Origin of the sequence: Bacillus sp. FSL H8-0534 (genome assembly GCF_038005885.1) — a bacterium.
GTDB classification, from domain to species: Bacteria; Bacillota; Bacilli; order Bacillales; family Bacillaceae_G; genus Bacillus_A; species Bacillus_A pseudomycoides.
Genome location: NZ_JBBOUC010000001.1, coordinates 1,342,584 through 1,369,058, shown reverse-complemented (window position 1 = coordinate 1,369,058; position 26,475 = coordinate 1,342,584). Strand labels below are relative to the sequence as shown.

Below are 26,475 nucleotides of genomic sequence, written 5' to 3'. Positions count from 1 at the left end.
ATGTATTTTTAAATTAGTTACAAAAGAAAAGTGTCAAATTCATTTTAGTGATGTGTCGAAAAGCTTGATGTATCTAAGGGGAAACGAGATAGCTTAATTCAACACAATCTAGATTATAGCTAATTCATTTTTAATGAATACAGACTGTATATGATGAAAACTATGTGAAAAGAGGTTGAAAAATGAAACAGTATTAAGTCATTTTATAGTATTTGGAATGACATAGGTAATTTTGTTTGACATAAAAATTATTTATATAGATAATTAAAAAGACTAATATTGGAAGGGGGCATAAAAATGAAGGAATTTAAAGTTACATTTATGTTTGAAAAAGAACATTCAAGAAGTATATTACTAGATGCAAATAATCGTAACGAAATAATCCAAGAGATTGAAAAGAGCAATTGGTTTGGGAATGATGAAACTCAAATTAACTTGGCAAATGTAACATGCTATAAAATTAGAGAAATCTGATGAATTGTATTTTTAAAAAGCTACTTATACTAAAAGTAGCTTTTTTCTATTTATAAAACGCGAACTATTCACGGACAATTTGCGAACTATTTACGGACACGTTTTGGTTTTCAACGTGTTATATTTGTATTGTGAGTAGTGGCGGAAAACATTACTCATAAGGATTTCTTTATAAAATTATAAACGGCTTCATAATGACGGCACATAAAATCCGTAACCAGCAGATGGTACTGATCGAATGATACCGTTAATGTAGAAGAGGGCTTTTTGCTCTTCTCTCAGCCACTTGATAATGTATAGATTTAGTTGGTAAACAACATCAGGTGACTGAGAGAAGGATAAAACTTCACGTACCAGATTTTAAAACTATCTAAAAGTGTTCAAATCATATTTATAGAAATGGATGGGATATTGAATGTTAAATCAGGTACTTAATATGGACTGCTTAGAAGGAATGAAAATGATTGAGGATAAATCTATTGATTTAATTCTGTGTGATTTGCCTTACGGAACGACTTCCTGTCATTGGGATGAGGTTATTCCTTTTGATCTGTTATGGCAACAATACGAAAGGATTATAAAGGACAATGGAGCTATCCTTTTAACAGCAAGTCAACCATTCACTACAAAGGTAATTGCTTCTAATTTAAAGCTATTTCGTTACGAATGGATCTGGAAGAAAGGAAATCATACAACAGGATTTCCGAATGCAAATAGAATGCCATTAAAGAATCATGAAAATGTATTGGTATTTTATAAGAAATTGCCTTCATACTATCCGCAAGACTTAATTCTTTTGGACAAACCAATTCAAAGAAAGAGTACAGGTAAGAAATTAAAAATTTTTGGTAAGAGAAATAATGAATCGTTAAGTAAAGTGCATGTAACTAAGTATACAAATTACCCTAAATCAATTTTAGATTTTCCACGGGAAAGCAAGACATTTCATCCAACACAAAAACCAGTCACTCTTTTCGAATATCTAATCAAGACATATACAAAAGAAGGCGAAACAGTATTAGATAATTGCATGGGGTCATTTACTACTGCTATCGCATGCATTAATACGAATAGAAATTACATTGGATTTGAGATGGATGAAGAGTATTGGAAGTTAGGTAATGAACGAGTAGCAAAACATATACAAACAATTAAGCATCCGTAATGGGTGCTTTTTATTTATAAGGAAAGTTTCAAGATGAAACTCTCTTTTTATTTTGGAGGAGGATGAATGATGAGTGAACAGAAGAGTGCATTATCAGTAAAGGTAGAAGTCGATACAAAAGAAGCGAATGAAAACATTAAGGAAGTAACTGAAGCCGCTAATGAATGTGTGGCTGCGTTGGAGAAGTTGGAAACGGTTATGAATAGAATTACAGGTAAAAGTAAACCAATCAAATATTTCCCTAAGGTTGGTATTGAATTATGCGGTGAAGTGAAACCTTCAGACATCATACAACGAATTAATAATACAGAAGAAAAAATCTGGATTTAAGTTGTGATTAAACCAATAGCAATTATCCTAGGCACTGCCGTGATCGGTACAGCGTCTTATTTTATTTTGCGAAGGAAGTGATGGGATGTTTTGGTTAGGAAGCTTAACGGGATACTTTCTAGGTACACTTGTTACTTTGCTAGTAATCTACTGTGGTTATCGTATTGGTGAGTATAAAGAATGAGGAGTAGACATGGCAAAAGAATACGCAAAGAAGTTCTATAAGTCTACAGCATGGAAGAAGTGTAGAGGGTCATACTTCAAACTACGGCATGGATTATGTGAAAGGTGCCAAAGTACAGGGAAGATAATTCACCATAAAGATTACATAACACCAGATAACATTAATGATCCAGAGATTACATTAAGCTTTAGTAATTTAGAACTATTGTGCCAGGACTGTCATAACCGTGAGCACCATGAGAGGAACAGTCCTGTTGTTGAAGGTGTAATGTTTGATAGTAATGGAGATTTAATTAGGAGGTAATAAGGATGATGTTACGTAGTTATGAAGTTACTTTTAAAAATGGAAAATCAGAAGTTGTTGATGGGAAAGTATTTCTATTTAACGAGAACTCAGCGGTAGTTCCGATAGCAACTAATCTTAATGTATATAATGCTAACCTAATACAGTCTATTAAAGAAGTTAAACAAGAGTCGTGTACAAAAGAACAGCATGAAGGTGTAGCCTTAACTAAGGTAGAGAAAGCTATTGCTCTTGGTATAATTTTTAATGCTATTGATAATACAGAACTAAATGGACATGTAAGTAAAGAAAAGATATCGGACGTACTTAAAGTATTTAAAGAGTTACAAGAAGATACAGAGCTAAAGGAAGAAAAAGAAATTCATATAAATCTAATCAATAAACTAATTGATGAATTAGTAAAAGAAAACAATCAGGAGCAAAAAGAACCAATCCCCCCCTTAAAAAAATAAAAAAATTTTTTTTATAGGGACCGAGGGGGGAGCTTCGTGTAACACACAGGTCATTTCGCGTGACCCCCCTACCCCAAAACGGAAGAAATGAGGTGTTATTGATGGCGATAAAGAAAGTGTTAACAAAAGAAGACCGAGTTAAAAAGGAAATAAACAGACTTAAACGGATATATAAAGAAATGCCAAAAGATACCCTCTTGGTTGTAGAGGGGTTAATTGTTGAAGCTGCAGACTTACGAGTTCGGTTAGAAGATATTCGAAAGGATCTTGATGAAAACGGGTATGATGAAATGTTCTCACAATCAGAGACTCAAGAGCCATATGAAAGAGAACGTCCACAAGCTCGGCGATATATATCGATGAATAAAAATTATCAATCTATCATGAAACAACTTGGCGACTATGTTCCTAAAATCCCCCCAGAACCCAAAAAGAAGAGCGATGGGTTTGATGAGTTTGTAAACGGCCGTGATTAAGTACCCTATATCTTATAATCCAATTCTAGAATACTGGTACAAAATAAAAACTAAACAAGAAATTGTATCAGATAAAGTAAGGCGAGTTTATAAAAAGCTCGTCACAGATATCAGTAGTACAAAAAGTGAATGGGAATATAACGCCAAACGTGCAAATCATGCTATAGAATTCATCGAAAACTTTTGTAAGCATAGTAAAGGTAAAATGGGCGGAAAGCCTTTTTTATTAGAACTATGGCAAAAAGCAATGACAGCAGCTTTATTCGGATTTGTTCATAAGATAGACGGTGTAAGAAAATACCGTGAGTTTATGTTGATTGTTGCACGGAAAAATGGGAAATCAGCTTGGGGATCAGCTATCGCTCTTTATTTAATGGTTGCTGATAATGAACCAGGTCCAGAAATTGTATCTGCAGCAACTAAAAAAGACCAAGCTAAAATCATTTGGTCTGAAGCGAAGAGAATGGTTAAAAAGTCACCGATTCTTTCAAAGAGAATTCGTACATTAGTAGCTGAAATGATCTCTGATTTTAACGATGGTTCTTTTAAACCGCTTTCGAGTGATTCAAATACACTTGATGGACTAAACGTTCATTGTTCATTAATAGATGAATTACACGCTATTGAAGATAAGAACCTTTATGACGTTATTGTTGATGGTATGACGGCACGAGAACAACCGATTTCTATTATTACAACGACTGCTGGAACTGTAAGAGAAGGAATTTTTGATATTAAATACGAAGAAGCCGAACGTATTATAAATGGATATGATGATCCAGAAGGATATAAAGATGAAAGGGTTCTTCCGATTATTTATGAGCTTGATAAAAGAGAAGAATGGATAGATCCAAAGTGTTGGAAAAAAGCAAATCCAGGACTAGGAACTATAAAAAATGAAGACCAACTTAGAAGCAAAGTTGAAAAGGCCAAAGCGAATCCTATGCTTGTAAAAAATTTGCTTACAAAAGACTTCAATATTCGTGAAACATCAACGGAAGCTTGGTTAACCTTTGAACAATTAAATAATATAGCTAAATATAGTGAGACTGAATTAAAACCTTCGTATGGAATTGGTGGTTGTGACTTATCTTCAACTACCGATTTAACAGCAGCGAAAGTTATTTTTATGGTTGCTGATGATCCACATATCTATGTTAAACAAATGTATTGGTTACCTGAAGATTTACTAGAACAACGGAGTAAAGAAGATGATATTCCGTATGATTTATGGCATGAACAAGGATTATTAAGAACTACACCTGGAAATTCGGTTCATTATAAGTATGTTACCCAATGGTTTTTAGAAATACGAGATGAGTGTGGTATATACATTCCTTGGATTGGTTATGACAGATGGAGCGCAAATTACTGGGTTGAAGAAATGGAAGGTTATTTCGGAAAAGAAGCTATGGTACCTGTCGCTCAAGGGAAACAGACACTTTCTAGCCCAATGAAGTTGTTAGGTGCTGATTTGGAATCTAAACTAGTGAATTATAACAATAATCCTATTGATAAATGGTGCCTTTCTAATACAGCTATTGATGTTGATAAGAACTTAAACATCCAACCGAATAAAACAAAAAATCAAAGACGCCGAATTGATGGAACAGCGGCTCTTCTTAATGCTTATGTTGTTCTTCAAGAAAAGCGAAATGATTATCTAAATATGATCTAAGAGGGAGGTGAGATATTGGGATTATTTGATAAGATATTTGGAAAGAAACAAGCCCCTACTACAACTCGTTTTGAAATGATAAACGATAATGGTGGTGGCTTTTTCGCTTGGAATGGTGATATCTATCAGAGCGATATTATTCGAGCTTGCATACGACCTAAAACGAAAGCGGTAGGTAAATTAATTGCTAAACATATTAGAGATAATGCAAATGAATTTAAAGTGAATCCAGATCCGTATATGAGGTTTATTTTAGAAGAGCCGAATCCATTAATGACAGGTCAAATGTTTCAAGAAAAAATGACAGTGCAATTAGAACTGAATCATAATGCATTTGCTTACATTAAACGAGATGAACTTGGCTTTGCGACTGAAATTTATCCTATTCCTTGTATAACTGTAGAGGTTGTGGAAGGAGTACAAGGTGATATTTTCTTAACCTTTTATTTTAAAAATGGAAAGAGAATGACTGTTCCATATGTAGATGTAATTCATCTCAGAAAAGATTTCAATGAAGATGACTTTTTTGGAGAACATCCAGGAACAGCATTATCTTCATTAATGGATATTGTTACAACTACCGATCAAGGGATTGTAAAAGCAATTAAAAATAGTGCGGTAGTGAAATGGATATTGAAATTCAAGTCTGTTTTAAAGCAAGAGGACATCGATACACAAGTAAAAAACTTTGTTACCAATTATTTAAGTATCGACAATGTTAATGGCGGAGCCGCTTCATCTGATCCACGTTATGATTTAGAACAAGTTAAACCTGAAGCGTTTGTTCCAGATTCAAAACAAATGCAAGAAACTATTCAACGAATATATAACTTTTTTAATACGAACGAAAAAATTATACAAAGTAAATATTCAGAAGATGAATGGAATGCTTATTACGAATCTGAAATAGAGCCATTGGCGATGCAGCTTGCTGGAGAATTTACCAGGAAGCTTTTTTCACGTCGCGAAAGAGGGTTTGGAAACAAGATTATCTTTGAAGCATCAAGCCTTCAATATGCTTCCATGTCTACAAAAATGAATCTTGTTCAAATGGTAGACCGAGGCGCTATGACCCCTAACGAATGGCGTTCTATTCTTTCACTAGGACCTATTGAAGGCGGAGATAAACCAATCCGCAGACTAGACACAGCATTAGTTAAAGATGGTAATACAACAGAAGGGGGTGATAATAATGGACAAAACGGAAAAAAGGGAACTAGTCAGTAATACCATTGAATTTAGAGAATCTGAAAATGGTATCAAAACAATTTCAGGTTACGCAGTAAAATGGGAAATGAAATCAGTCACAATGGGGTATTGGCGCCGATTCAAAGAACAATTTAAACGCGGTGCATTTACAGATTCGTTAATTTCTGACGATCAATTGGCACTATGGAGTCATGATACATCACAGGTATTAGGTAGAACAAAAAATGGAACTCTTCGATTATTTGAGGATGACATAGGATTACGATTTGAATTAGATTTAGCTAATACAACGCTTGGAAATGACACATACGAAACTATTAAGCGCGGTGATATTGACGGTGTTTCATTTGGTTTTCAAATGGTTAAAGAAGAGTGGGATGAGACGGACCCAGATAACATAATTCGTAGTGTTACAAAATCTAAACTTATAGAAATTAGTCCTGTTGCTTTCCCTGCATACCCAGATTCACAAGTTTCAGCACGATCTCATGATCCATATAAAAATTATATTGAAGAAAGAAATCAAAATGATTTACGTAAAAAACTAATCTTAAAAACTTACTTATAGAGGAGAATGATATATGAATCGTTTACAAGAAATTTTACAACGTAAAGCGGAAATCCGCACAGCATTAGAAGGTACTGGAGAAGTTGATTTAGCAGCATTAGAAACTGAATTACGTGAACTTAGTGAAGAGCAAAATGGAATCGAAACTCGTCAACGTTTATTGCAAGAAGCTAGTGCTATTAATGATGGTGGTGCACCTGAAACTCGTACAATTCACACTTTCAACACTCAACAAAATGAAGAGCGTGAATCAGGAACAGATTCACTAGAATATCGTAATGCTTTCATGAATTATGTTTTACGTGGAGAAGCAATCCCTACTGAACTTCGTGCTAATGCAGTTACTAAAACTGGTGATGTAGGATCTGTTATTCCACAAACAGTATTGAATCAAATTATCGAAAAAATTGAAGCAGTTGGTATGATTCTTCCACTTGTTACTCGTACAGCGATTAAAGGTGGCGTAAGTGTTCCAATTTCTTCTGTAAAACCAGTGGCTTCATGGGTAGCTGAAAGCGCAGGAAGTGATAAGCAAAAGAAAACAACAGGTGCTATCACATTTAACTACAATAAACTTCGTTGTGCAGTAGCAGTATCATTAGAAGTTGATACTATGGCGTTACCTGTCTTTGAATCTACTTTAATTAATAACGTTGTGGAAGCAATGACAAAGGCGATTGAGCAATCAATTATCAATGGTACTGGAGTAGGACAACCAAAAGGTATCTTGGCTGAAACACCAGTTGCAGGACAAGCGTTAGATGTTGCTAAAGTTGAGTATAAAACATTGGTTGATGCAGAAGCAGCATTACCACTCGAATATGAAGATGGTGCTGTTTGGTGCATGACAAAGAAAACATTTATGTCGTTTGCCGGAATGGTAGATACAAGTGGACAACCTATCGCAAGAACGAATTACGGTATTAATGGTAAAGCAGAACGAGTTCTGTTAGGTCGTAATGTTGTTCTTTGTAACTATATTGATAGCTTCTCTACTGCTGCAACTGGCAAACCGTTTGGTTTCTTATTCAATTTCAGTGATTACCTTCTTAACACTAATTACCAAATGGGCGTTAAAAAATATGAAGATAACGAAACTGACGACATGGTTACAAAAGCAATTATGGTTGTCGATGGCAAAGCAGTTAATGTGAACTCTCTTGTAGTTCTTAAAAAGGCAGCAGCAGTTTAAGGAGCTGATAACAGATGAAAAGCTTAGTGATTAAGCCGTTTGTCGATAAAGATACACAAATAGGATATTCGGAAGGTGATATGTACGAATCAGCAGATTCTAAACGTATCACCTTTTTGGTTAAAGAAGGATATTTAAGTACACCACCTAAGAAAACGGTAAAGAAAGATGCTTGATGTTATAAAAAAAGCATTACGTGTTTCACATAATGCTCTTGATGATGAAATTTCAGATTTAATTGAAGCAGCCCGGCACGACTTAATGTTGTCGGGCGTTTCTTCAGCAAAAGCGAGTGTGGACACTGATCCACTTATTAAACGAGCGATTATCACTTATGTAAAAGCTAATTTTATTCCAGATGCAAAAGAAGCAGAACGATTCCAATTATCTTATAACATGCTTAGAAACCACCTAACTTTAGCAGGTGATTATAAATGAACGATATTTTATTGTTTCCAGTTGTTACAACTATTGAAGATGAACTAGGACAAAAAGAGGAAATCGAAACATTTAGTAGGCAAGTGTTTTGTAAGAAAAAGTCTGTTCCACAGTCGGAATTTTTCCAAGCTGGGCAAAGTGGAATTAAAGCTAGTTGTACATTGATTGTTCATTTGTTGGACTATCAAGAAGAAACTAAGGTGAAATATGGTAAGAAAACATATAGTATTTACCGCACATACGAAAGAGATGATGAAAAAATCGAGCTTTATTGTGAGGTGAAATCTGGTGGCTAGTATCGATAGTTTAGCAAATGAGATTGCCAGGGAATTACAACGATATGCAAACGTAATTGAGGAAGATATTGATAAAGCTGGAGACGAAGTTTCAGATAATGTTGTAAATGACTTGCGACAAAATAGTCCTAAGAGTCCTAATGGTGGTGCATATCGTAAAGGGTGGCGTAAGAAGAAAGAAGGAAAGAAATATATTGTTCATAACGCAACTCGCTACCAATTAACTCATTTATTAGAAAAAGGTCATGCAAAAGTAAATGGCGGACGTGTTCCAGCTAAAGTTCATATTGCTCCAGCAGAAGAACATGCGGTAAATGATTTCATCGAGCGTGTGGAAAGGGCGATAAGGCAATGACATTAGCTGAATTGAAAAAAATTCTTGATGCTACAGGATATCCTGTGGCTTATTCGCATTTCACAGCTACTCCAGATAATCCAGTACCAGCACCGCCTTATATTTGTTTCCTTGTGGATGGCTCATCAAACATGATGGCGGATAACAAGGTATACCAAAAAATAAATGATGTAAGCATTGAGCTTTATACATTAAGAAAAGATTTGGTTACAGAATCTAAGTTAGAAAAGGTTTTAGATGATCTTGAGATACCTTATGAATCATTTGAGGTTTTTATTGAATCTGAAAAATTATATCAAAAAATATATGAAACGAGGTTGATGTAAATGCCAGAAAACAAAGTGGCTTTTGGTTTGAAAAATGTTCATTATGCAACGTATGAAGTAAAAGATGGTGTAGTTACATTTGGAACACCAATTCCAATGCCAGGTGCTGTTGAATTAACATTCGATCCACGTGGAGACCTGATCGAATTCTATGCAGATGACATGCTTTATTATTCTGCAAGTAATAACCAAGGTTATGATGGAACATTAAATATCGCTACTATTCCAGAACAATTTGCCATTGATGCATTAGGTGAACAGCTTGATGCAGAAGATGGAGTATTAAACGAATTAGCTGATGCGAAAGGGAAGAACTTCGCATTATTATTTGAATTCGACGGTGACGTGAAAGCAACTAGACACGTTATGTTCAATTGCACAGCAAGTCGTCCTACAATTTCATCTAAAACAAAAACAAGCTCTGCTGAACCGAATACAAATGAATTGAAATTCGTATCTAGTCCTATTGATATCACTGGAAAACGAATGGTTAAAACAAAAACAACTGCTAAAACAACACCAGCAATTTATGATAACTGGTACAAAAAAGTGTACGTGAAAGTACCAAAAGGAGCGTAATTAGATGGAAAAGACAATTACTATAGATGGTAAACAGGTTCGATTAAAAAGTACAGCGGCAACAGTTAAACGTTATAAAGCACAATTTAGACGCGATTTATTTGCGGATATGATGGGATTAGGTGCAATTAGTGCAGTTACCAATCAAGATGGCTCACAACATCCTATTGATGTATCTAATCTTGATTTAAGTAAAGTAGATTTTGAGGTTATTTATGATTTAGTGTGGCTATATGCTAGAACTGCTGATCAAAGTATCCCTGATCCTTTAACATGGCTAGATGGGTTTGACGAATTCCCTATTTACGATATCCTTCCAGAAATCATGGATATGATCCAAAGTACAATGGGAGCAAAAAAAAAATAACAGGTAATGATGGAGAGCAAGGAGCTATCAGTGATGAAGAATTAACCACTGATACGTTCCTTGCTCTTTGTTATAAATCGAAATTAACATATGCTGACCTAGAAACTATGACTGTGGGCGATTGCTTTGATTATATTTCCGAATTTGCTGAAATGGAAAATCCACAAAAAGACAAAGTAAGAAAAGCAAATCAAAAAGACTACGATTCTTTCTAAGAAATGAGGTGAAATGATGGCAGGAAGTAGAATAAAAGGAATCACAGTTGAAATTGGTGGCGATACCGTCGGTTTGCAGAATGCTTTAAAAGATGTTAATAAACGTAGTAATGATTTAGCGAAAGAGTTAAAAGATGTTGAGCGTCTCTTGAAATTTAACCCTGGAAACGTTGAAGCGCTGGCGCAAAAACAACAATTATTAACCCAACGCATTGAAGCTACTACTGAGAAACTTGATAAATTGAAAGCAGCCGAACAACAAGTTCAAGCGCAATTTGAACGTGGTGATATTTCCGCTGAACAATATAGAGCTTTCAGACGTGAGCTTGAATATACTCAAGGTTCTTTAGGTGGACTTCAAAATCAATTAAAGAACATGAAAGATGAGCAAGAAAGAGCGGCGCGTTCAACTCGTGAATTAAATACTCTTTTTGATGCGACTGGTACAAGTGTAGATGATTTTGCAGATATATTAGGTGGGCGATTAACAGCAGCAATTCGAGAGGGAACAGCCACATCCGAACAACTTGGCGAAGCAATGGATCGCATAGGTCGAAAAGCGTTAGGTGCTGATGCTGATTTAGAACGCTTCAGGGCGGCTTTACGAAGCGTTAACGATGGTGCGGACTTAGAACAAATAAGTAGAGAACTAGACGAAATTGCAGATGAAGCACGTCAAGCAGACCGAGCGGTAGATGATTTCGGATCAGGGTTAGAAAGTGTAGCAGGTGCATTAGTAGCAGGTGGTGGAATAGCTGCCGCCATCGAACAGGCACTTGATACATCTAAATTAAAAACAAAGATTGATATCTCTTTTGATGTCCCCGAATCATCAAAAAAGTCAGTAGAAGAAGCAGTTAGAGGTATCGAAGCCTATGGTGTTGATGGTGAAGCTGCTTTAGAGGGTGTTCGAAGACAATGGGCTTTAAATAAAAATGTTAGTGATGAAGCAAATGCAGCTATCGTTAAGGGAGCAGCGGCAATTGCTTCATCTTATGAAGGAATAGATTTTAATGAATTAATACAAGAAACAAATGAAATAGCAAATGAATTGGGGATTACCAATGAAGAAGCTTTGGGTTTAACAAATTCTCTTTTAAAAATTGGTTTTCCACCCGAACAGTTGGATGTAATCGCCGAATATGGTGGACAGCTAACGCGAGCTGGCTACGGTGCTGAAGAAGTACAAGCTATTATGATGGCTGGGATTGAAACTGGTACTTGGAATATCGATAATTTGCTAGATGGACTGAAGGAAGGACGTATTAAAGCAGTTGAGTTTGGTCAAGGTGTCGATAAAGCTATGACTGAAGCACTGAAAGGTACAAACATTTCAGCTGAACAGTTACAAAAATGGGGGCAATCCGTAGCTAAAGGCGGTAAAGAAGGATCTACCGCTATGACAGAAATTGCAGCAGCGTTAACCAATATCGAAGATCAAACAAAAAGAAATGAGATAGGTGTTAAGCTCTTCGGTACCATGTACGAAGACCAAGGGGAGAACATAACATACGCATTGCTTGGTGCACAAAGTAAAGTAGTCGATTTTAAGAAGAATCAGGATCAATTAAATGATTCCATAAAGAAAATGGATGCAAACCCAGCAGTTAAAATGCAAAAGGCTATAGGCGATTTAAAGATGGCTCTTGAACCAGTTTTATTAGTTGTAGCTGATATTATTTCTAAATTTGCTGAATGGATTTCAAATAATCCGAAATTGGCAGCAACAATTGCAGCAGTAGCGACAGCTATTGGCATAATTTCGGGTGCGATTATGGCACTTGCTCCTATAGTTATGACTGTAATGAGTTTGATAGGAGTTACAGCAGGAGTTGCTACATCTATTGTACTCATTGTACCTATTATCATAGCCGCTATAGTCGCTCTGGGTGTAGCAATCTATCAACACTGGGAAGCTATTAAAAATTGGACAATAGAAACCTGGAATTCTATTAAAGAATATTTAGTAGGTCTTTGGGACGGTATAGTTCAATCATCCAGTGAAGCGTGGAGTTCATTTTTAGAAACAATGCATGAGTTTTTTGATCCCATTGGTCAATTTTTCAGTGATTTATGGACAGGTATAGGTCAGGTATGTAGTGATGCATGGAATTCTATTGTTGAATTCTTTTCTGGGGCGTGGGCTTCATTTACAGAAATGATGCATAGTTCCTTTGACACAATAGGTGAATTCTTTAGTGGCTTATGGTCTGGGATTGTTGAAACAGCTTCTTCCTGGTGGTCTTCTTTAGTTACAACCGCATCCGAATTATGGGGGATGCTAACGCAAGCTTGGCAAGATACTTGGAATACGATTGTTACCTTTTTAGATCCGATCATTTCATTGATTTCAACCGTTTTAGAAGCAGGTTGGTTACTAATTCAAGCCGGAGCGCAAATCGCTTGGGCGGCGATAAGCCAATATATTATTCAACCAATTCAAGAAGCTTACGATTGGGTAAGTGGAAAAATTGGTGAATTAGTTAACTGGTTAAGTCAACAATGGGAAATTGCGAAGTTAGCGGCACAAATTGGTTGGTCTTTATTTAAACAATATATCATTCAACCCGTCCTAGATACTTGGAACTTTGTAAAAGAAAAATTTGGTGATTTGATATCTTGGTTAAGTTCAAAATGGGAACTTGCTAAATCGTATACTCTTGCGGCTTGGAATTTGGTCAAACAATATGTTATCCAATCAGTTCAAGAATTGTGGAATACAACGAAAGAAAAACTTGGTGATTTGGCAAATTGGATACTTGGAAAATGGGAAACTATTAAGTCCTATACACTTTCAGCCTGGAATTTAGTTAAGCAATATATTATTGATCCAATCGTTTCAGCGTACAACAGTGTGAAAAATACAGTTTCAGATTTGTACAATGCTGCTAAGGATAAGTTTGATTCAGTGAAAAATGAAGCGAAGGAAAAGTTCGATGCTGCTAAACGCAATATTATCGATCCGATAAAAGATGCTGTTGAAACTGTGAAAGGTTGGATTGATAAAATCAAGGGATTCTTTAGTGATCTTAAATTGAAAATCCCATCACCAGAAATGCCTAAATTACCACACTTTAGCCTAAAAACAAGTACAACAACAGTTTTAGGGAAAGATATTACTTTTCCATCTGGAATTAATGTGGATTGGTATGCAAAAGGTGGTATTTTTACCAAACCTACGATTTTTGGAATGAATGGCGGCAACTTACAAGGTGCTGGTGAAGCTGGACGAGAAGCCGTACTTCCGCTGAACAAAAAAACACTTGGTGACATTGGAGCAGGAATTGCAGCAACTATGCAACTAGGTTCGACAAATGAACAATTTTCGAGCATTGCTGATACTATGAGTCAATTAGCTAGTTCTATGAACCAACTATCCGGCTTAAAAAGTGTGATGAGTGGTGTTTATGGAAGTATGGCAAGTAATAGACAATCCATGGTTAGTAATGTTACAAATTCAACGGTTAATCTAGGCGGTGGTAATTATGGATCGGTGCAAGCAGGGATGGCAGGTGTATTACCAATGCAAGGTGGCGATCTAGTAATTGAAGTACCTGTTCATTTAGAAGGTAAAGATGTTGCACGTGGCACTTATCGTTATACAACTGAATATCAAAAGAGAGAAGAAGAAAGAAACTCATCCTTTAAGGGTTAGGGTTTCTTTTTTTGTAAAGAAAAGAGGTGTCAAAATGAGTTCTTTTACATTTAATAATCAGCGCAAAAAGTTCATTCAAATTGAAAATGGATGGAAAAGACCAGCATGGGCGCCATTAAGGAGAAACCTTGTACAAGTTCCTAATTATCCAGGAGCGAGATTATTAAGTACAGAAACCGATATTCGTGTGCTACCTATTCCAGTAGGAATTATCGTTCCAGATGGCTCTGATTTAGAAAAATTAAAAGAAGAAATTGCTGGTTGGCTTATCACAGAACAGCCAGTCGAGCTTATTTTTGATGCAGAACCGGACAGAATTTATATGTCTGTTGTGGATGAAAGCTTTGATCCAGAGGAATTTGTTACTCTTGGCAAAGGTGTAATCAAGTTTATTTGTCCAATGCCTTATAAACTATCAAAAGATAAAAAGAAATACACAATGATTAATCAAAACTCTACTTTTAAAGCAGACGTAGAAAATAAAGGTACAGTAGAAGCAAGCCCACTGATTACCCTAACAGCAGCACGAGAAAGCACATTCTTTGATATTGATACGGACGATGGACAGTTCTTTCGAATTGGCTATCCAGCAACTGTGGAGGAAAAGCCTTTTATTAGAGAAGAACTAATCGCAGATTTACCTATGACTACTATCGGTTGGACAACGGCAAATTACGTAGATTATGGAAATGTCGCTGGTTCGTTTGAAAATTCAGGTGAAGGACCTCTACAGGCAGAAGATTACGGCACAGGGACCGGTTGGCACGGACCAGCGCTGAAGCGTTCTCTTAAAGTTCCTATCGAAAATTTTAGGGTAGAAGTTGACTTAGATTTTCAAATGACAGCATATGAGATTGGTCGAATGGAGGTGTACTTACTAGATGAAGCGAGTGAGATCATTGGGAAAATGGCAATTTGGCGTAATCAATTGGGAACAAGTTACACTTGGGTAGATATCCACGCGGGTAATAAAAATAATATGGTGCAAATTATTGGTTCTCACGGTACTTACGAAAATACATGGGACTTGTTTAGCGGTGTATTGCGTATCGTTCGAGTGAACCAACGTTGGGAAGCTTATATTGCAAAAGTAAATGAAAAAGGGAAACATGATTCCGCCATGTTCCGTGTGTTTAACGATATAGAAGATCGATTTAATCAAACTAGACTCGCCCAAATCGTTATTCATAGCGCTGCATTTGGTGATATAACGACTAAGCGACAATCCTTTAATCAATTGCGTGTATGGCGTTATAATAATCCGGCTGATTTTAATGTACCTTACATCATTAATACTAACGACAAAATAGAAATAGATTGTGAGAAAAGTGATATAAGAATAAATGGAGAAAGTCAATTATTTTTGAAAGACTTTAGCAGTGATTTTTTACGATTATCGAAAGGGAAAACTAAAGTTTCAGCATATCCTCGTGATATCGGAAAAGTTGACGTGGAATTTAGGGAGCGATATCGATGAAAAACACATTACACATTCTTGATTTTAAAACTGAAGCAACTGTTGGAATTATTGATGAAGAAGATTATAGAAACGACATACGAAAATGGGATCTAGAAAATGCTTTAGATACATTTGAATTTGAGGTGGGTGAAGATATTCGAGATGCATTTACCTTAATGAGTCGCAACATAATTGCAAAACGTGTGCGAGAAGGTGGATATGTCACCTATTTCATTACTGAAATTGATCAAGGTAGTGATAATCGTTCGAAAAAGATTGTAGCACTTAGCGAACATGTAAAATTGAAAGGTGCTAAAGTTATCCTTCCACAGAAACTAACACAATACACAGTTGCTCAATTGATTGATTTTTGTGTGAAAGGAACAAAATGGAAACGTGGAGTTACAGAGTTTGCTAGCTTTCGAACAATAAATATTGATAAGCCGACCAATCCACTTGCTTTATTACAACGATTAAAAAGTGAATTTGGGATGGAATTACGTTTTCGAACAGTTATTAAAGGCAATCAAATTGTCGCTAGGTATGTAGATGCTGTAAAAAAGGTTGGGCGTGATAGCGGTAAAGAAATCACGTTAGGGAAAGATCTTATTGGTATCAATCGAATCGAAAATTCGCAAAATATTGTTACTGCACTTGTTCCGGTTTTAGATAGAGGGGAAGATGGAATTCTAACAATCGAAGCTGTAAACGATGGGAAAAACTTTGTTTATGATTTTGATGCATTCAAACGTTGGCATCAAGATGGACATCATATTTTTGACATCTATACTCCTGAAACAGAGCAAGATATGAAGCCGGAACGTCTTAAACAGTTAGGTGAGATGGAATTAAAGAAGCGGATTAATACATCACGAACGTATGAAGTTAATGCTCAGTCATTGGAAAAGATTTTTGGTTTATCTCACGAAGCAGTGCGACGTGGAGACACAGTCCGAATCAAAGATACCGAATTTTCTACTCCGCTCTATTTGGAAGCACGGGCAATCGGTGCAGAGGAATGTGATACTGATCCAAGTCAGGATAAATATTATTTTGGTGATTATCGTGAAATTGCTATTGTTAGTGATGAATTACAAAAATGGTACAAGAAAATTCTTGGTATTTTAAGTAGTAAAGCGAACAAGGAATTATTAGATAAGCTAGAAGAACTAGTACAAGAGAATGATAAGAAAACAGATGCGGCACAAAAAAAATCTGAAGCAGCAAAGCAATTGGCTGAACAGGTAGTTGAAAATCTAAAGAATTACCAAACAACTATTTATGAAGGTGTAACTGCTCCTACTGAAGGTTTAACAGCTGGGAAAAGCTTATGGCAAGATATCTCTCAAGGTAAACCTGGGATTTTGAAAAAGTGGAATGGTACAGTATGGGAAGTTCTATTAAAAGATTATGGAAAAGATGTAAAAGAACTTGATGAGCGTACTGCTAAATTCGAAACGTCAATGAATGGTCTAACAAGTGATGTTGAGCAACTATCTATCACTACAACAGAACAAGGTAAACAAATCACTGATGCTAATACAAAAATTGAACAGAACTCACGAGAAATTTCAGCTAAAGTCGATATTAAACAAGTTGAAGGGTACGTCGGTGGAATTGGTGCAATGAATGAAATTAGAAACACCAGATTTACACAGGGTACAAAGTACTGGGGATATTGGACGGCTGATAACTCTCCAATGGTTATAGATAAAGATACAACATATTTAGGAGATTTTAGCTGTAAATTATCTTGCTATGGTCAAACGAGTCTTGTTTATAGCAGTTTCACTTCTAATAGAATCCCTGTTAAACCCGGAGAAGATGTTGTTATTTCAGCGTATTTTATGACTAAAAATATAGATGAACACTACAATAAGAAAATTAGATTGATCCCTATCTTTTGGAAATCAGATGGCACACAATTAAAAGCAGCTGTTAATGACTTTACTATTCCTAATGATACATGGGTCAGACAATCGCATACATTAAAAGCTCCGGATGACGCAGCTCTTGTAGGGTTAAGAGCATACGTCCTTCAAAATGGTACCTTCTGGATAGCACGTCCGATGCTGCAAAAAGGGATTACAGCAAGTTCTTTCATCGAAAATCCAAATGACATGGTAGGTAAAGATAAAATCATGGATGATCTAGCAGATAAAGTCGCAACAGAGGATTATAACCAGAAGGTAACAGAACTAGATCGTCAGATTAAAGCAAATGCTGAAGGAGTTTCATTATCCGCTAAGAAAACCGAAGTGTATACAAAGACGGAAACTGATGGAACATTTGCTAAAGATGCATATGTGAAACAGATGGAAGGACGTATTCAGGTTACTGAGAACAACATTCTTAACACCGTCAAAAAAGGAACTGTTATTTCAGAAATCAACCAAACAGCTGAGACGGTTAAAATTAAAGCGGGAAAAATTGAATTAGATGGTAACACAGTAGCTAAATCTTTAGAAGCTCAACAACTAAAAGGGGTTACAATTAGAACAGCGAATAGCGACCGTTTTGTAGAAATGACACAACAATACATGACATTATATGAAAAATCAACACCACGGGCATTCTGGGGTTTTTTCAACAGAAATGACGGGAGTGTGCGTCCAGCTCTTGTCCTTGGAAGTGACTCTTTTATTGGCTCTAATATGACAGGTTCTCTTGTTTTTAATAACATCGTTAACCCGAACAATTTAAAAGAATCTGTGGGTAGTATCGAAATGGTAAAGGATTCCAACAATGATACTTATAGTTCAAATGTACAATTACTGTTCTTTAGGAATTCAGGACAATTTGAAGCTACCAGCGATGGACTCCAATGGTTTACAAGTGGCACTGGCGAATTTTATTTTCATAAAAAAGGTGTTAATAACACGAATATCATGTGCTTAGCCAGAAATGAATATGATTCTGAATTACGATTATCATACTTCATAATTCGTGGCTCAGCGCATCCAGATTATGCTGAAGCATTACAATTCCTAAAACGTGGAGGCGGCTGGGCAGACTTGAAAGCACAACGATTCCTTAATACGTCACAAAGGAGTTTGAAAACTTATATCAAAGACCTAACGTTCTCACCTCTAGAAAAAATTCTAGAAGCTAATGTCCAAGAATACTACTTCAAGTCTGACGTTGCTAATTTGTACGAAATCAGAGAAAACGATCCAGATAATTTACACACCATAAAAGAAATTAAAAAAAATATAGGTTTAATCGCAGACGATGCTGATGAAGTTTTCGCTGGTGAAAAGCATGAAACGATTGATACTTATAGTGTGGCTTCTGTAACAATGGCAGGGTTAAAGGAACATGTTTTAGAACAAAGAGAAGTAAACAATCGTTTGTTTGAAGAGAACAAACAACTCAAGGAAGAAGTAACAACATTAAAAGATAGATATACAGAATTAAAAGAATTGGTTCAAGATTTAATAGATAAAGGCAACCAAACAGAACCATCAACAAATGAAGAACCAACTGGGCCTATGGAGCAGCAATAGCTGGTCTTTTTTATTTTGCTTGAAAGGGGGTGATAACGATGTAGAAAAGATAAGACAAAATGCGGTAAAAGTAAGAATCAATTTAAGAGAATCAAAAAAACAAACAACAAAATTCGAAGGAGATGTTTAATAATGGCTACAAATTACAATGAGGTAAAACAAGAAGTAATTAAAGAGATGGAACAACGTTACGGACTAATCCCTGGATTCTTCAAGTATGACAAAGAAGCGCAAGCTATCTTCTTAAATGAGGGCAACTATGAAAGCAGTGTGTGGCTAGAAGGTGACGGTTTATTCTATATGGATGATGTAGCTTTCGAGGAGCTTCCTATCACTAATGCAGTACAAGACGTGGATACACCTTTAAAGCTTAGACGTCATGGCAATTTGGTACATGTTACGGGAGCAGTGCGATCAGTTAAAAACCGTCAAGTAATTGCACGTATTACTCCTGATATCGCTCCTCACCAGGATTCGTACTTTGCTGCTAATGCTTTCTTAGCTAGTGACGTTAACAAGCCCGTAGCCGCTACAGTGTTAATCACTAAGGACGGATATATCTCTATGTATCTCCCAGAAGCTACTACTCATTACGTAGCATTCTCGCTATCATATCCAATTAAGTAATGGTAAGTAGTGAAGGTATTGCCAGTTAAATAGCAATAAAAAAGGGAGCATAACTGATGCTTCTTTTTTTATTGTCAAAAAGGGGATGAGGGTATTGGAGGAACTAAACAATTTAAAGCAAGAGATCCAACAAATTAAATCAGATCAAAAAGATATGCAACGTGATATCCGCAGCTTAGAAACTCGTACTACTGTCAACGAGAACGACATCGTGAATATAAACAAGCAGCTTGAAAAAATCAGTGCTAATACAACCTGGATTCTTCGAATCATCATTGGTGCAATTGTAACTGGATTAATTGGATTATTACTGAAAGGTGGAATGTAATATGTCAAAAGAAAATATTGAAAAACGATTCCGTAACTGGCGTACCTGGGTTGCGGTTTTTTCATTGATTGGATTTCTATTTACTAAGTTCGGAATACCAGAAGCGAATAACTTTCTTGAGGAATTATTGCCGTATGTATTTGCAGTAGGTGTCTCACTTGGTATTTGGACAGACCACGAAGAAAAAGGAGAAGATGCTTAATGAAAAAACCAATAAAAATCGTTTCTTCTGTATTTATGACTTCATTGCTCCTATTTAGCTTTGCTACAGGTGCTTTTGCTGATAGAACACTTATTATTCCTGATTTACCGAAACAACCATATCGTTATGGTGTAGGAGCTTACGAGGGCGTTGTGGCACATAGTACAGCAACTCCAGAAGCACCAGCTATTAATATTCAAAAATATGAAACTCGTACATGGCGAAATGCATTCGTACATTATGCAGTTGATTGGAACGAAACAATTCAAATTGCTGATACAAAGTATATTGCTTATGGCGGAGGACCTGGCGCGAATAAACGTTTTGTACATGTAGAGCTTTGCGAAACAAAAGATTACGAGAAGTTCAAACGTAGCTATGATAAATACGTGAAGTTGCTGGCTAAAATCTTGAAAGATAACAATCTATCTGTAGAAAAAGGATTGTGGACTCACTATGATGTGACGAAGTATTTGGGTGGTACTGACCACGAAGATCCGCTTGATTATTTACGTAGTCATGGAGTATCAGAAGCTCAATTTAGAGCAGATGTACAACGTGCATATAATAATAGTGCTGTTTCTGTTCCAGAACAACCATCTAAACCAGGCGAACCAGTCGCTAATGTGGAAGGCATTGCATATATTGAAGGTTACAATGTAAATCTTCGCAAAGGACCAGATGCCAGTTACTCTGTTATTCGTCAGTTGAATAAACCGGAATCATACCAAGTGTGGGGCGAAAAAGATGGATGGCTAAACCTTGGCGGTAATCAGTGGGTATATAACAATCCTTCTTACATCAAGTTTGAGAAGAAAGATCCAGTTAATCCAATTGCAGGAAAGCGTGTCGTTTCTAAAGTGGACAACCTACGTTTCTATGACTCTGCTTCCTGGGCAGATAAAGATGTTGCTGGCACTTTAGATGCAGGATTAGGATTTACAATCGATGCGAAAGTAACTGTAAATGGTTCACCACAATATAAAGCACACAACAGTAAGGGGAAAACATACTACATTACTGCAAATGAAGCCTATGTAAACGTGAAGTAAGGGTGAAAAAAGAGCGTCTTTTTACTAAGATGCTCTTTTTATTTTTACTGAAAAAAATCTAAAAATTAAAAATAAGGTGGGAAAAAGATGATATATGCTATTGATTTAGAGAAATTTAATATTAAAAAAGGATTACCGAACAAACCATATGTAGATGCGGATTATATACAAGCTGATAAGAATATCCAGGGGATAAATGCTGCTTTACAATATGCGTCAGACAACGATTATAGCGAAGCAAGATTACCTAAAGGGGAGTATGCTATCTGTTATCCACGTGAGATTAAAATGGTTTCCAATTTGGATTTTAATTTAAATGGATCAACATTAAAAGTTATATACGATTCTAATAGAAAATCACCATTCGATACCAGGGAAACTGCTGATTACTACAACTTTAAAGGGAATAGCGTTGTTTTTAGCAAGGTCACTAATTCTCATTTGTTCGGTGGAATTGTTATCGGATGCAGAGATGACAGAAGCTTCTCTAATCCCTTAGAAGTTGCAATGGAGCACACATATGGAGTTCTCTTTCAAAGAAGTTCAAGTTATTGTTCTATGGCAAATTGTACAGTTCGCGATTACATGGGTGATAATGTTTCATTTAGCTCAGATTCTATATATAACTATGGTGAATTTGATCAAGGGCTTACATTAAGTGCTTTAGATTACACAACTGGACAACCTATTCCCTCAACGAATACACTCACAACAAGATTGATAAACATACCTCAAGATTTAACACCAAAGATAAATTCTTTCCTTATAGCTGGCGCAGGATACGCTAGAAAAACTAATTTAAATACAAAAGAATTGGACATCTTCTTTTACGACAATAACAACAAATTCATAGGGGTTATGAAGAAAAGGCGAATTTATACCGATATTTCTATCCCTGTTACTGCTACTAAATTTCGATTACAATACTATAACGAAAACAATCTGAGTAAAAATATGCAAATTACAATCATGTTTGGTGGAATACCACACCATAACACTGTTGAAAAATGTGAAATATTTAATGGGCATAGAGGCGGTATTACTTTAGGTGGTAGCTATAACAAAATTGCAAACAATAAAATCCGTGATAATGGGAAAGGTTTGGTTAGGTTTTTGGATGGAAAACCACTTTTCAATGATCCGACTAGATATTCCATAAATATGGAAGATAGTTATGGGGCAAGTTGTACGATAAAAGATAACGAAATTTACGGTAGTTATCATGGTATCTTAGTCGGGTGTTACGATGTTTTAATAGAGCACAATCACATTTACAACATTGATAATATTGCAATCAATTTGTATTCTCTTGCGCACGCAAACATTAAGGATAACTGCTTATACAACTGTCAAAACAACATTGGTCTTATGACTTCTAATTTCAGTGTGGCGTTTGTGAATATCGAAGGAAACAGCTTTACAGGTGGCATCATGAATGTAACTAGTGATTCATACAGGGTTTCATTATCAAACAATCAATACGTAAATCCTGACATGATTGCAATGGGCGATAATTGCACGTTTGATTATAATTACATTATTTTTACAGAAAAATTAGTTACTGCACCATGGCTAAAGGCAAACAAAATAAGCAGATGTACCTTTAAATCTGTTGCTATACAAAAGGAAATGACGTTTAAAGTGAAAGAGTACGATAATTGTAGATTCGAAAACTTACGAGTCAGATCTGAAAATCCAGATCCTAAGAATGTAGATGTCTGTGAATTCACTAGATCAGAATTTATTAATTGTGAGCTAAGAAATCATATGTTTAGTGGACGTCCCATGAACGTTAAGGTTACTAAATCAAAGCTTATAGATACGACCTGTGAAGTTGGTATTACAAACGTAGACAACCAAGTATCGTATACGCTGTTAGATGACTGTGATATCACCATTAATACGAAAAATAATTTATTCTTATCTGATACAAACAGACCATATACAACTTATAAAGCAAAGGATTGTAGAATTTCAATAAGTAACCCTGCATTTGCTTCACTACTAGCATCTGGATCAGCTAATGCAGCGAATGAACTAGTTCTAGAAGGAAATGAGTTTGTTTATACAGGCCCAACACCTCTGAATTTAAAGTACTATACAAATAAGAATCACATTCGTAACTTCATCAATACTGATAATACTTTTACAAATATAAATTTACCAGCCACAAATTAAGTCATCTCTTATGAGATGGCTTTTTTATTTATCTTCTGTTTCTTCCTCTACCCATATATCCTCCACATGCATATTTAAAGCTTTTGCAATACGTATGGCAACTGGAAGTGTAGGAATGCTTTTTTCGTTTAATATTAAACTCATTGTAGATCGTTGAATGTTTACCTTCTCAGCAAAGAAACTATATTTTATACCATTTTCATCTAAAATCCCTCGGAGTCTACATTTCAAGTGTATCACCTCATTTATGTATAAAGTTCAACATTTTTTTGAACATCCCTTTAAAAATAAAATTATAAAGGACAGGCAATATTCTTCTTTCTAGGTCATATACCTATATCAATACCACGAGGAATACCAAGTGGAATCAAAGACATCAAAAAGGGAGAGGGATATATGCGTTGGCAATATGCAGATCTAAATGAAACACCTTACCTTTATTCTTCTAAGCATTTAAAGCAAATGTATAATCAATCGAGATCAAGAGGAGAAACAGAATCCATCTTGACTCACATGCAAAATCATAAAGTATTGAATCAAAAAGAATATAGAGGTTATTTCAGTTTGTCACAAGTGATTGAAGAAGATCTATACGGTGAAGAAGAGGATATTCTTGATTGGCAAGATTTAATGGAACGTTATGAAATTGTTGCTACAAAGTCAGGGATTAAATTTCGTGAGAAGGAAGAGGAGGAATAATTATGACACTCGCAGGGGAAGCGGTAATCATCTGGACGGCAACAGGCTTGTCTGTAGTTGCAATGAAGGCAGCTGGAAAAATGGGGAAGAGTGTTCCACATTGGCTTCCACATGTCACCTTGTACACAACGCTCACAGGCTCATTTCTATACCTTCTACGTTATGTTCTCGTTTTGTTTCTATGAAGGATTATGATGTAGAAATTCACCATTCGGCATAACATAAGGTTTTTGGCTTGTATGCACGTATTCCTTGAAACAGGGATATATACCCTCTATAAGAGGGATATAGGGAGTGATTATATGTTGGAGCTATTATCTGTCCCAATGGCGGCATTAATTTTCGCTGTATTCGGTGATAAGTTTAAAAGCAAAGAGAATGACCGAAAAAAGATACAAGTATTTTTTGAAGTAAGTGGAATTGCAATCCGGAGAGATGAAAAATTGCAGTATCCAGTTTTTATTGAGCAAAAAGAGGATGATCGTAGTACGACTTATGTGTATCGATTGCCGGTAGGCATGCCGTCAAAAATCATTCAAAAGGTAGAGGATGTTGTGAGTGAAGGGTTAAGTAAGCCTGTACGAATTCAATATGACAATTACAAATTAAACATTCGTGTATTTTATAAAGATGTGCCGGATAAATGGGATTGGTATGTGAATTTGATAAAGAAAGGTAAATGGCAAGTCCCAATGGGGCAAAGTTTAGAACGATTAATTTATCATGATTTTGATAAAACACCGCACATGGCATTAGGCGGACTCACACGTATGGGCAAGACAGTGTTTTTAAAGAATGTATTTACTTCGCTTACTTTAGCACAACCAGAACATATTCATTTATACATTATTGATTTGAAAGGCGGTTTGGAGTTCGGTCCATATAAAAACTTAAAACAAGTGGACGCCATTGCTGAGAAACCACTAGAAGCCTTTATGGTGTTAAATACCATTCTTAAGAAGATGGAAGAAAAAATGCAATATATGAAAGATAAACATTATACAAATGTTGTGGAAACAAATATAAAAGAGCGATATTTCATCATAGTTGATGAAGGTGCAGAGCTTTGTCCAGACAAAAGCATGAAGGAAAAACAGAAAAAATTATTAGGAGCGTGTCAACAAATGCTTTCTCATATAGCTCGTATAGGTGGCGCACTTGGATTTAGACTTATTTTTTGTACACAGTATCCAACAGGAGACACGTTACCGCGACAAGTAAAGCAGAACAGTGATGCTAAACTTGGCTTTAGGCTACCTACTCAAACAGCTTCTAGTGTTGTTATCGATGAACCTGGTCTAGAGTCAATTCAAAGCATCCCAGGTCGTGCGATATTTAAAACAGATCGGCTTATTGAAATTCAAGTACCTTACATTAGCGATAAAGTGATGTGGAATCATTTAAAACAATATGAGGTGGAGAAACATGAGGATGCAAACACATATGCAAATCAATCGTCAGATGGCGATACTTGCGACGATTAGAAAGCTACAGTTTGCAACAAGAAGGCATTTGATGTGTGTGCATGATATGGGTGGTATAAGGAATGCTAATCGTATTATGAAAGATTTATCTTCTTATACAAGTAAGGTAGTTTACAACAAAGAACATGTTTATTATTTAAATCAATTAGGTCACAAGCTATTCGGAGAAGGAAAAGTGGTTCATCATGGTAGGGTTGCACATGCAATTTTACGTAATGAAGCGTGGTTACATTTATTCTGTCCCGATGATTGGCAAGTGGAAGCTGAAATTAGATATATAAAAGATAAGAAGAAGAAAAAAATTATTCCCGACGTAAAGTTTCGTGACGATGAGGGGATACTTCATGCGGTTGAAATAGATCGTACTCAAAAGATGGTCGTAAATGATGAGAAGTTAAAATGCTATGAAGAGTTTACACAAATTTATAAACAAAAATATAACGGGAAAGTGCCAGTGATCCATTTCTTTACGATTACAAAATATAGAGAAAAGAAATTGGAACAACTGGCATCAAAATATGGTGTGTTTGTAAAAGTATATGTTATTCAAGTATTTTAATTTAACCAAAAAGAGATGAATGTTAATAATTTATCTCTTTTTGGCAAGGAATTAAAATGATTAAATAATTTGCCCAAGGGGAAATTATTTCGTATAATTTAATCATCCTAGAATTTGTA

At 35.8% G+C, this 26,475-nt stretch carries 31 protein-coding genes; 30 read left to right on the top strand and 1 reads right to left on the bottom strand.

Annotation, left to right across the window (positions count from 1 at the left end; all coding sequences use genetic code 11):
- Positions 1-297: 297 nt before the first annotated feature.
- From MHH71_RS07055 to MHH71_RS06930, 26 genes are all read left to right on the top strand, one after another.
- Positions 298-474 carry a hypothetical protein gene (locus MHH71_RS07055; protein ID WP_176134299.1) on the top strand — a complete coding sequence of 59 codons (177 nt, stop codon included), beginning with the start codon at positions 298-300 and terminating at the stop codon, positions 472-474.
- A gap of 415 nt (positions 475-889) precedes the next feature.
- Positions 890-1,639, top strand: a complete 750-nt coding sequence (locus MHH71_RS07050) for a DNA-methyltransferase (protein ID WP_078211474.1) — start codon at positions 890-892, stop codon at positions 1,637-1,639.
- Between the two features lie 66 nt (positions 1,640-1,705).
- Positions 1,706-1,969: a hypothetical protein gene (locus MHH71_RS07045; protein WP_371399389.1), complete on the top strand. Its 264-nt coding sequence runs from the start codon at positions 1,706-1,708 to the stop codon at positions 1,967-1,969.
- Positions 1,970-2,162: 193 nt separating this feature from the next.
- Positions 2,163-2,456 carry an HNH endonuclease gene (locus MHH71_RS07040; RefSeq protein WP_078211478.1) on the top strand — a complete coding sequence of 98 codons (294 nt, stop codon included), beginning with the start codon at positions 2,163-2,165 and terminating at the stop codon, positions 2,454-2,456.
- Between the two features lie 5 nt (positions 2,457-2,461).
- The gene (locus MHH71_RS07035) at positions 2,462-2,908 is read left to right on the top strand and encodes a hypothetical protein (RefSeq protein ID WP_078211480.1); all 447 of its coding nucleotides are present in this window, start codon (positions 2,462-2,464) and stop codon (positions 2,906-2,908) included.
- A 101-nt stretch (positions 2,909-3,009) separates the two neighbouring features.
- A complete protein-coding gene (locus MHH71_RS07030; RefSeq protein ID WP_078211482.1) occupies positions 3,010-3,384 on the top strand; it encodes a hypothetical protein in 375 nt (124 codons plus the stop codon).
- Positions 3,377-5,062: a terminase large subunit gene (locus tag MHH71_RS07025; RefSeq protein ID WP_078211484.1), complete on the top strand. Its 1,686-nt coding sequence runs from the start codon at positions 3,377-3,379 to the stop codon at positions 5,060-5,062. The genes MHH71_RS07030 and MHH71_RS07025 overlap by 8 nt, the downstream gene beginning before the upstream one ends.
- Before the next feature lie 15 nt (positions 5,063-5,077).
- Positions 5,078-6,289, top strand: coding sequence for a phage portal protein (locus MHH71_RS07020; RefSeq protein ID WP_078211486.1), 1,212 nt, complete (start codon positions 5,078-5,080; stop codon positions 6,287-6,289).
- Entirely contained in the window at positions 6,255-6,839 is a 585-nt protein-coding gene (locus MHH71_RS07015; protein ID WP_078211488.1) for an HK97 family phage prohead protease, read from the top strand. The genes MHH71_RS07020 and MHH71_RS07015 overlap by 35 nt, the downstream gene beginning before the upstream one ends.
- A gap of 13 nt (positions 6,840-6,852) precedes the next feature.
- Positions 6,853-8,031, top strand: a complete 1,179-nt coding sequence (locus MHH71_RS07010) for a phage major capsid protein (protein ID WP_078211490.1) — start codon at positions 6,853-6,855, stop codon at positions 8,029-8,031.
- A 14-nt stretch (positions 8,032-8,045) separates the two neighbouring features.
- Positions 8,046-8,207 (top strand): hypothetical protein, encoded by a 162-nt coding sequence (locus MHH71_RS07005; protein ID WP_176134300.1) that lies wholly within the window; start codon positions 8,046-8,048, stop codon positions 8,205-8,207.
- Positions 8,200-8,469, top strand: coding sequence for a head-tail connector protein (locus MHH71_RS07000; RefSeq protein WP_078211492.1), 270 nt, complete (start codon positions 8,200-8,202; stop codon positions 8,467-8,469). The genes MHH71_RS07005 and MHH71_RS07000 overlap by 8 nt, the downstream gene beginning before the upstream one ends.
- Positions 8,466-8,765: a phage head closure protein gene (locus MHH71_RS06995; RefSeq protein WP_078211494.1), complete on the top strand. Its 300-nt coding sequence runs from the start codon at positions 8,466-8,468 to the stop codon at positions 8,763-8,765. Before MHH71_RS07000 ends, MHH71_RS06995 begins: the two co-directional genes overlap by 4 nt.
- Positions 8,758-9,120, top strand: a complete 363-nt coding sequence (locus tag MHH71_RS06990; RefSeq protein ID WP_078211496.1) for an HK97 gp10 family phage protein — start codon at positions 8,758-8,760, stop codon at positions 9,118-9,120. Before MHH71_RS06995 ends, MHH71_RS06990 begins: the two co-directional genes overlap by 8 nt.
- Positions 9,117-9,446, top strand: coding sequence for a hypothetical protein (locus MHH71_RS06985; protein ID WP_078211498.1), 330 nt, complete (start codon positions 9,117-9,119; stop codon positions 9,444-9,446). The genes MHH71_RS06990 and MHH71_RS06985 overlap by 4 nt, the downstream gene beginning before the upstream one ends.
- A complete protein-coding gene (locus MHH71_RS06980) occupies positions 9,447-10,025 on the top strand; it encodes a major tail protein (RefSeq protein ID WP_078211500.1) in 579 nt (192 codons plus the stop codon).
- Positions 10,026-10,029: 4 nt separating this feature from the next.
- Positions 10,030-10,392 carry a hypothetical protein gene (locus tag MHH71_RS06975; RefSeq protein ID WP_078211502.1) on the top strand — a complete coding sequence of 121 codons (363 nt, stop codon included), beginning with the start codon at positions 10,030-10,032 and terminating at the stop codon, positions 10,390-10,392.
- A 26-nt stretch (positions 10,393-10,418) separates the two neighbouring features.
- Complete coding sequence (locus MHH71_RS06970) at positions 10,419-10,607, top strand: hypothetical protein (RefSeq protein WP_254853729.1); 189 nt, start codon at positions 10,419-10,421, stop codon at positions 10,605-10,607.
- Between the two features lie 16 nt (positions 10,608-10,623).
- Positions 10,624-14,262: a DUF2207 domain-containing protein gene (locus MHH71_RS06965; protein ID WP_078211504.1), complete on the top strand. Its 3,639-nt coding sequence runs from the start codon at positions 10,624-10,626 to the stop codon at positions 14,260-14,262.
- 34 nt (positions 14,263-14,296) lie between these two features.
- Positions 14,297-15,739: a distal tail protein Dit gene (locus MHH71_RS06960; protein WP_176134301.1), complete on the top strand. Its 1,443-nt coding sequence runs from the start codon at positions 14,297-14,299 to the stop codon at positions 15,737-15,739.
- Positions 15,736-19,227, top strand: coding sequence for a phage tail spike protein (locus tag MHH71_RS06955; RefSeq protein WP_078211508.1), 3,492 nt, complete (start codon positions 15,736-15,738; stop codon positions 19,225-19,227). Before MHH71_RS06960 ends, MHH71_RS06955 begins: the two co-directional genes overlap by 4 nt.
- A 132-nt stretch (positions 19,228-19,359) precedes the next feature.
- Positions 19,360-19,854, top strand: coding sequence for a hypothetical protein (locus MHH71_RS06950; protein WP_078211510.1), 495 nt, complete (start codon positions 19,360-19,362; stop codon positions 19,852-19,854).
- Between the two features lie 94 nt (positions 19,855-19,948).
- Positions 19,949-20,182, top strand: a complete 234-nt coding sequence (locus MHH71_RS06945; protein WP_078211512.1) for a hemolysin XhlA family protein — start codon at positions 19,949-19,951, stop codon at positions 20,180-20,182.
- A gap of 1 nt (position 20,183) precedes the next feature.
- A complete protein-coding gene (locus MHH71_RS06940; RefSeq protein WP_078211514.1) occupies positions 20,184-20,384 on the top strand; it encodes a hypothetical protein in 201 nt (66 codons plus the stop codon).
- On the top strand, positions 20,384-21,436 hold the full coding sequence (locus tag MHH71_RS06935; RefSeq protein WP_078211516.1) for an N-acetylmuramoyl-L-alanine amidase: 1,053 nt from the start codon (positions 20,384-20,386) through the stop codon (positions 21,434-21,436). The genes MHH71_RS06940 and MHH71_RS06935 overlap by 1 nt, the downstream gene beginning before the upstream one ends.
- 87 nt (positions 21,437-21,523) lie before the next feature.
- Positions 21,524-23,614, top strand: a complete 2,091-nt coding sequence (locus MHH71_RS06930; protein ID WP_078211518.1) for a right-handed parallel beta-helix repeat-containing protein — start codon at positions 21,524-21,526, stop codon at positions 23,612-23,614.
- A gap of 24 nt (positions 23,615-23,638) precedes the next feature.
- On the opposite strand, the gene MHH71_RS06925 is transcribed toward MHH71_RS06930, so the two are convergent.
- A complete protein-coding gene (locus MHH71_RS06925; protein WP_306473184.1) occupies positions 23,639-23,854 on the bottom strand; it encodes a helix-turn-helix transcriptional regulator in 216 nt (71 codons plus the stop codon).
- Positions 23,855-24,010: 156 nt separating this feature from the next.
- Here MHH71_RS06925 and MHH71_RS06920 point away from each other — a divergent pair, with 156 nt between their 5' ends.
- The 4 genes from MHH71_RS06920 to MHH71_RS06905 all read left to right on the top strand — a co-directional run bounded on the left by MHH71_RS06920 (position 24,011) and on the right by MHH71_RS06905 (position 26,356).
- Positions 24,011-24,313 (top strand): hypothetical protein, encoded by a 303-nt coding sequence (locus MHH71_RS06920; protein ID WP_078211522.1) that lies wholly within the window; start codon positions 24,011-24,013, stop codon positions 24,311-24,313.
- Between the two features lie 2 nt (positions 24,314-24,315).
- The gene (locus MHH71_RS06915) at positions 24,316-24,498 is read left to right on the top strand and encodes a hypothetical protein (RefSeq protein ID WP_078211524.1); all 183 of its coding nucleotides are present in this window, start codon (positions 24,316-24,318) and stop codon (positions 24,496-24,498) included.
- Positions 24,499-24,615: 117 nt separating this feature from the next.
- Complete coding sequence (locus MHH71_RS06910; protein WP_078211526.1) at positions 24,616-25,797, top strand: FtsK/SpoIIIE domain-containing protein; 1,182 nt, start codon at positions 24,616-24,618, stop codon at positions 25,795-25,797.
- Complete coding sequence (locus MHH71_RS06905) at positions 25,739-26,356, top strand: replication-relaxation family protein (RefSeq protein WP_078211528.1); 618 nt, start codon at positions 25,739-25,741, stop codon at positions 26,354-26,356. Before MHH71_RS06910 ends, MHH71_RS06905 begins: the two co-directional genes overlap by 59 nt.
- The last annotated feature ends 119 nt before the right edge of the window (positions 26,357-26,475 follow it).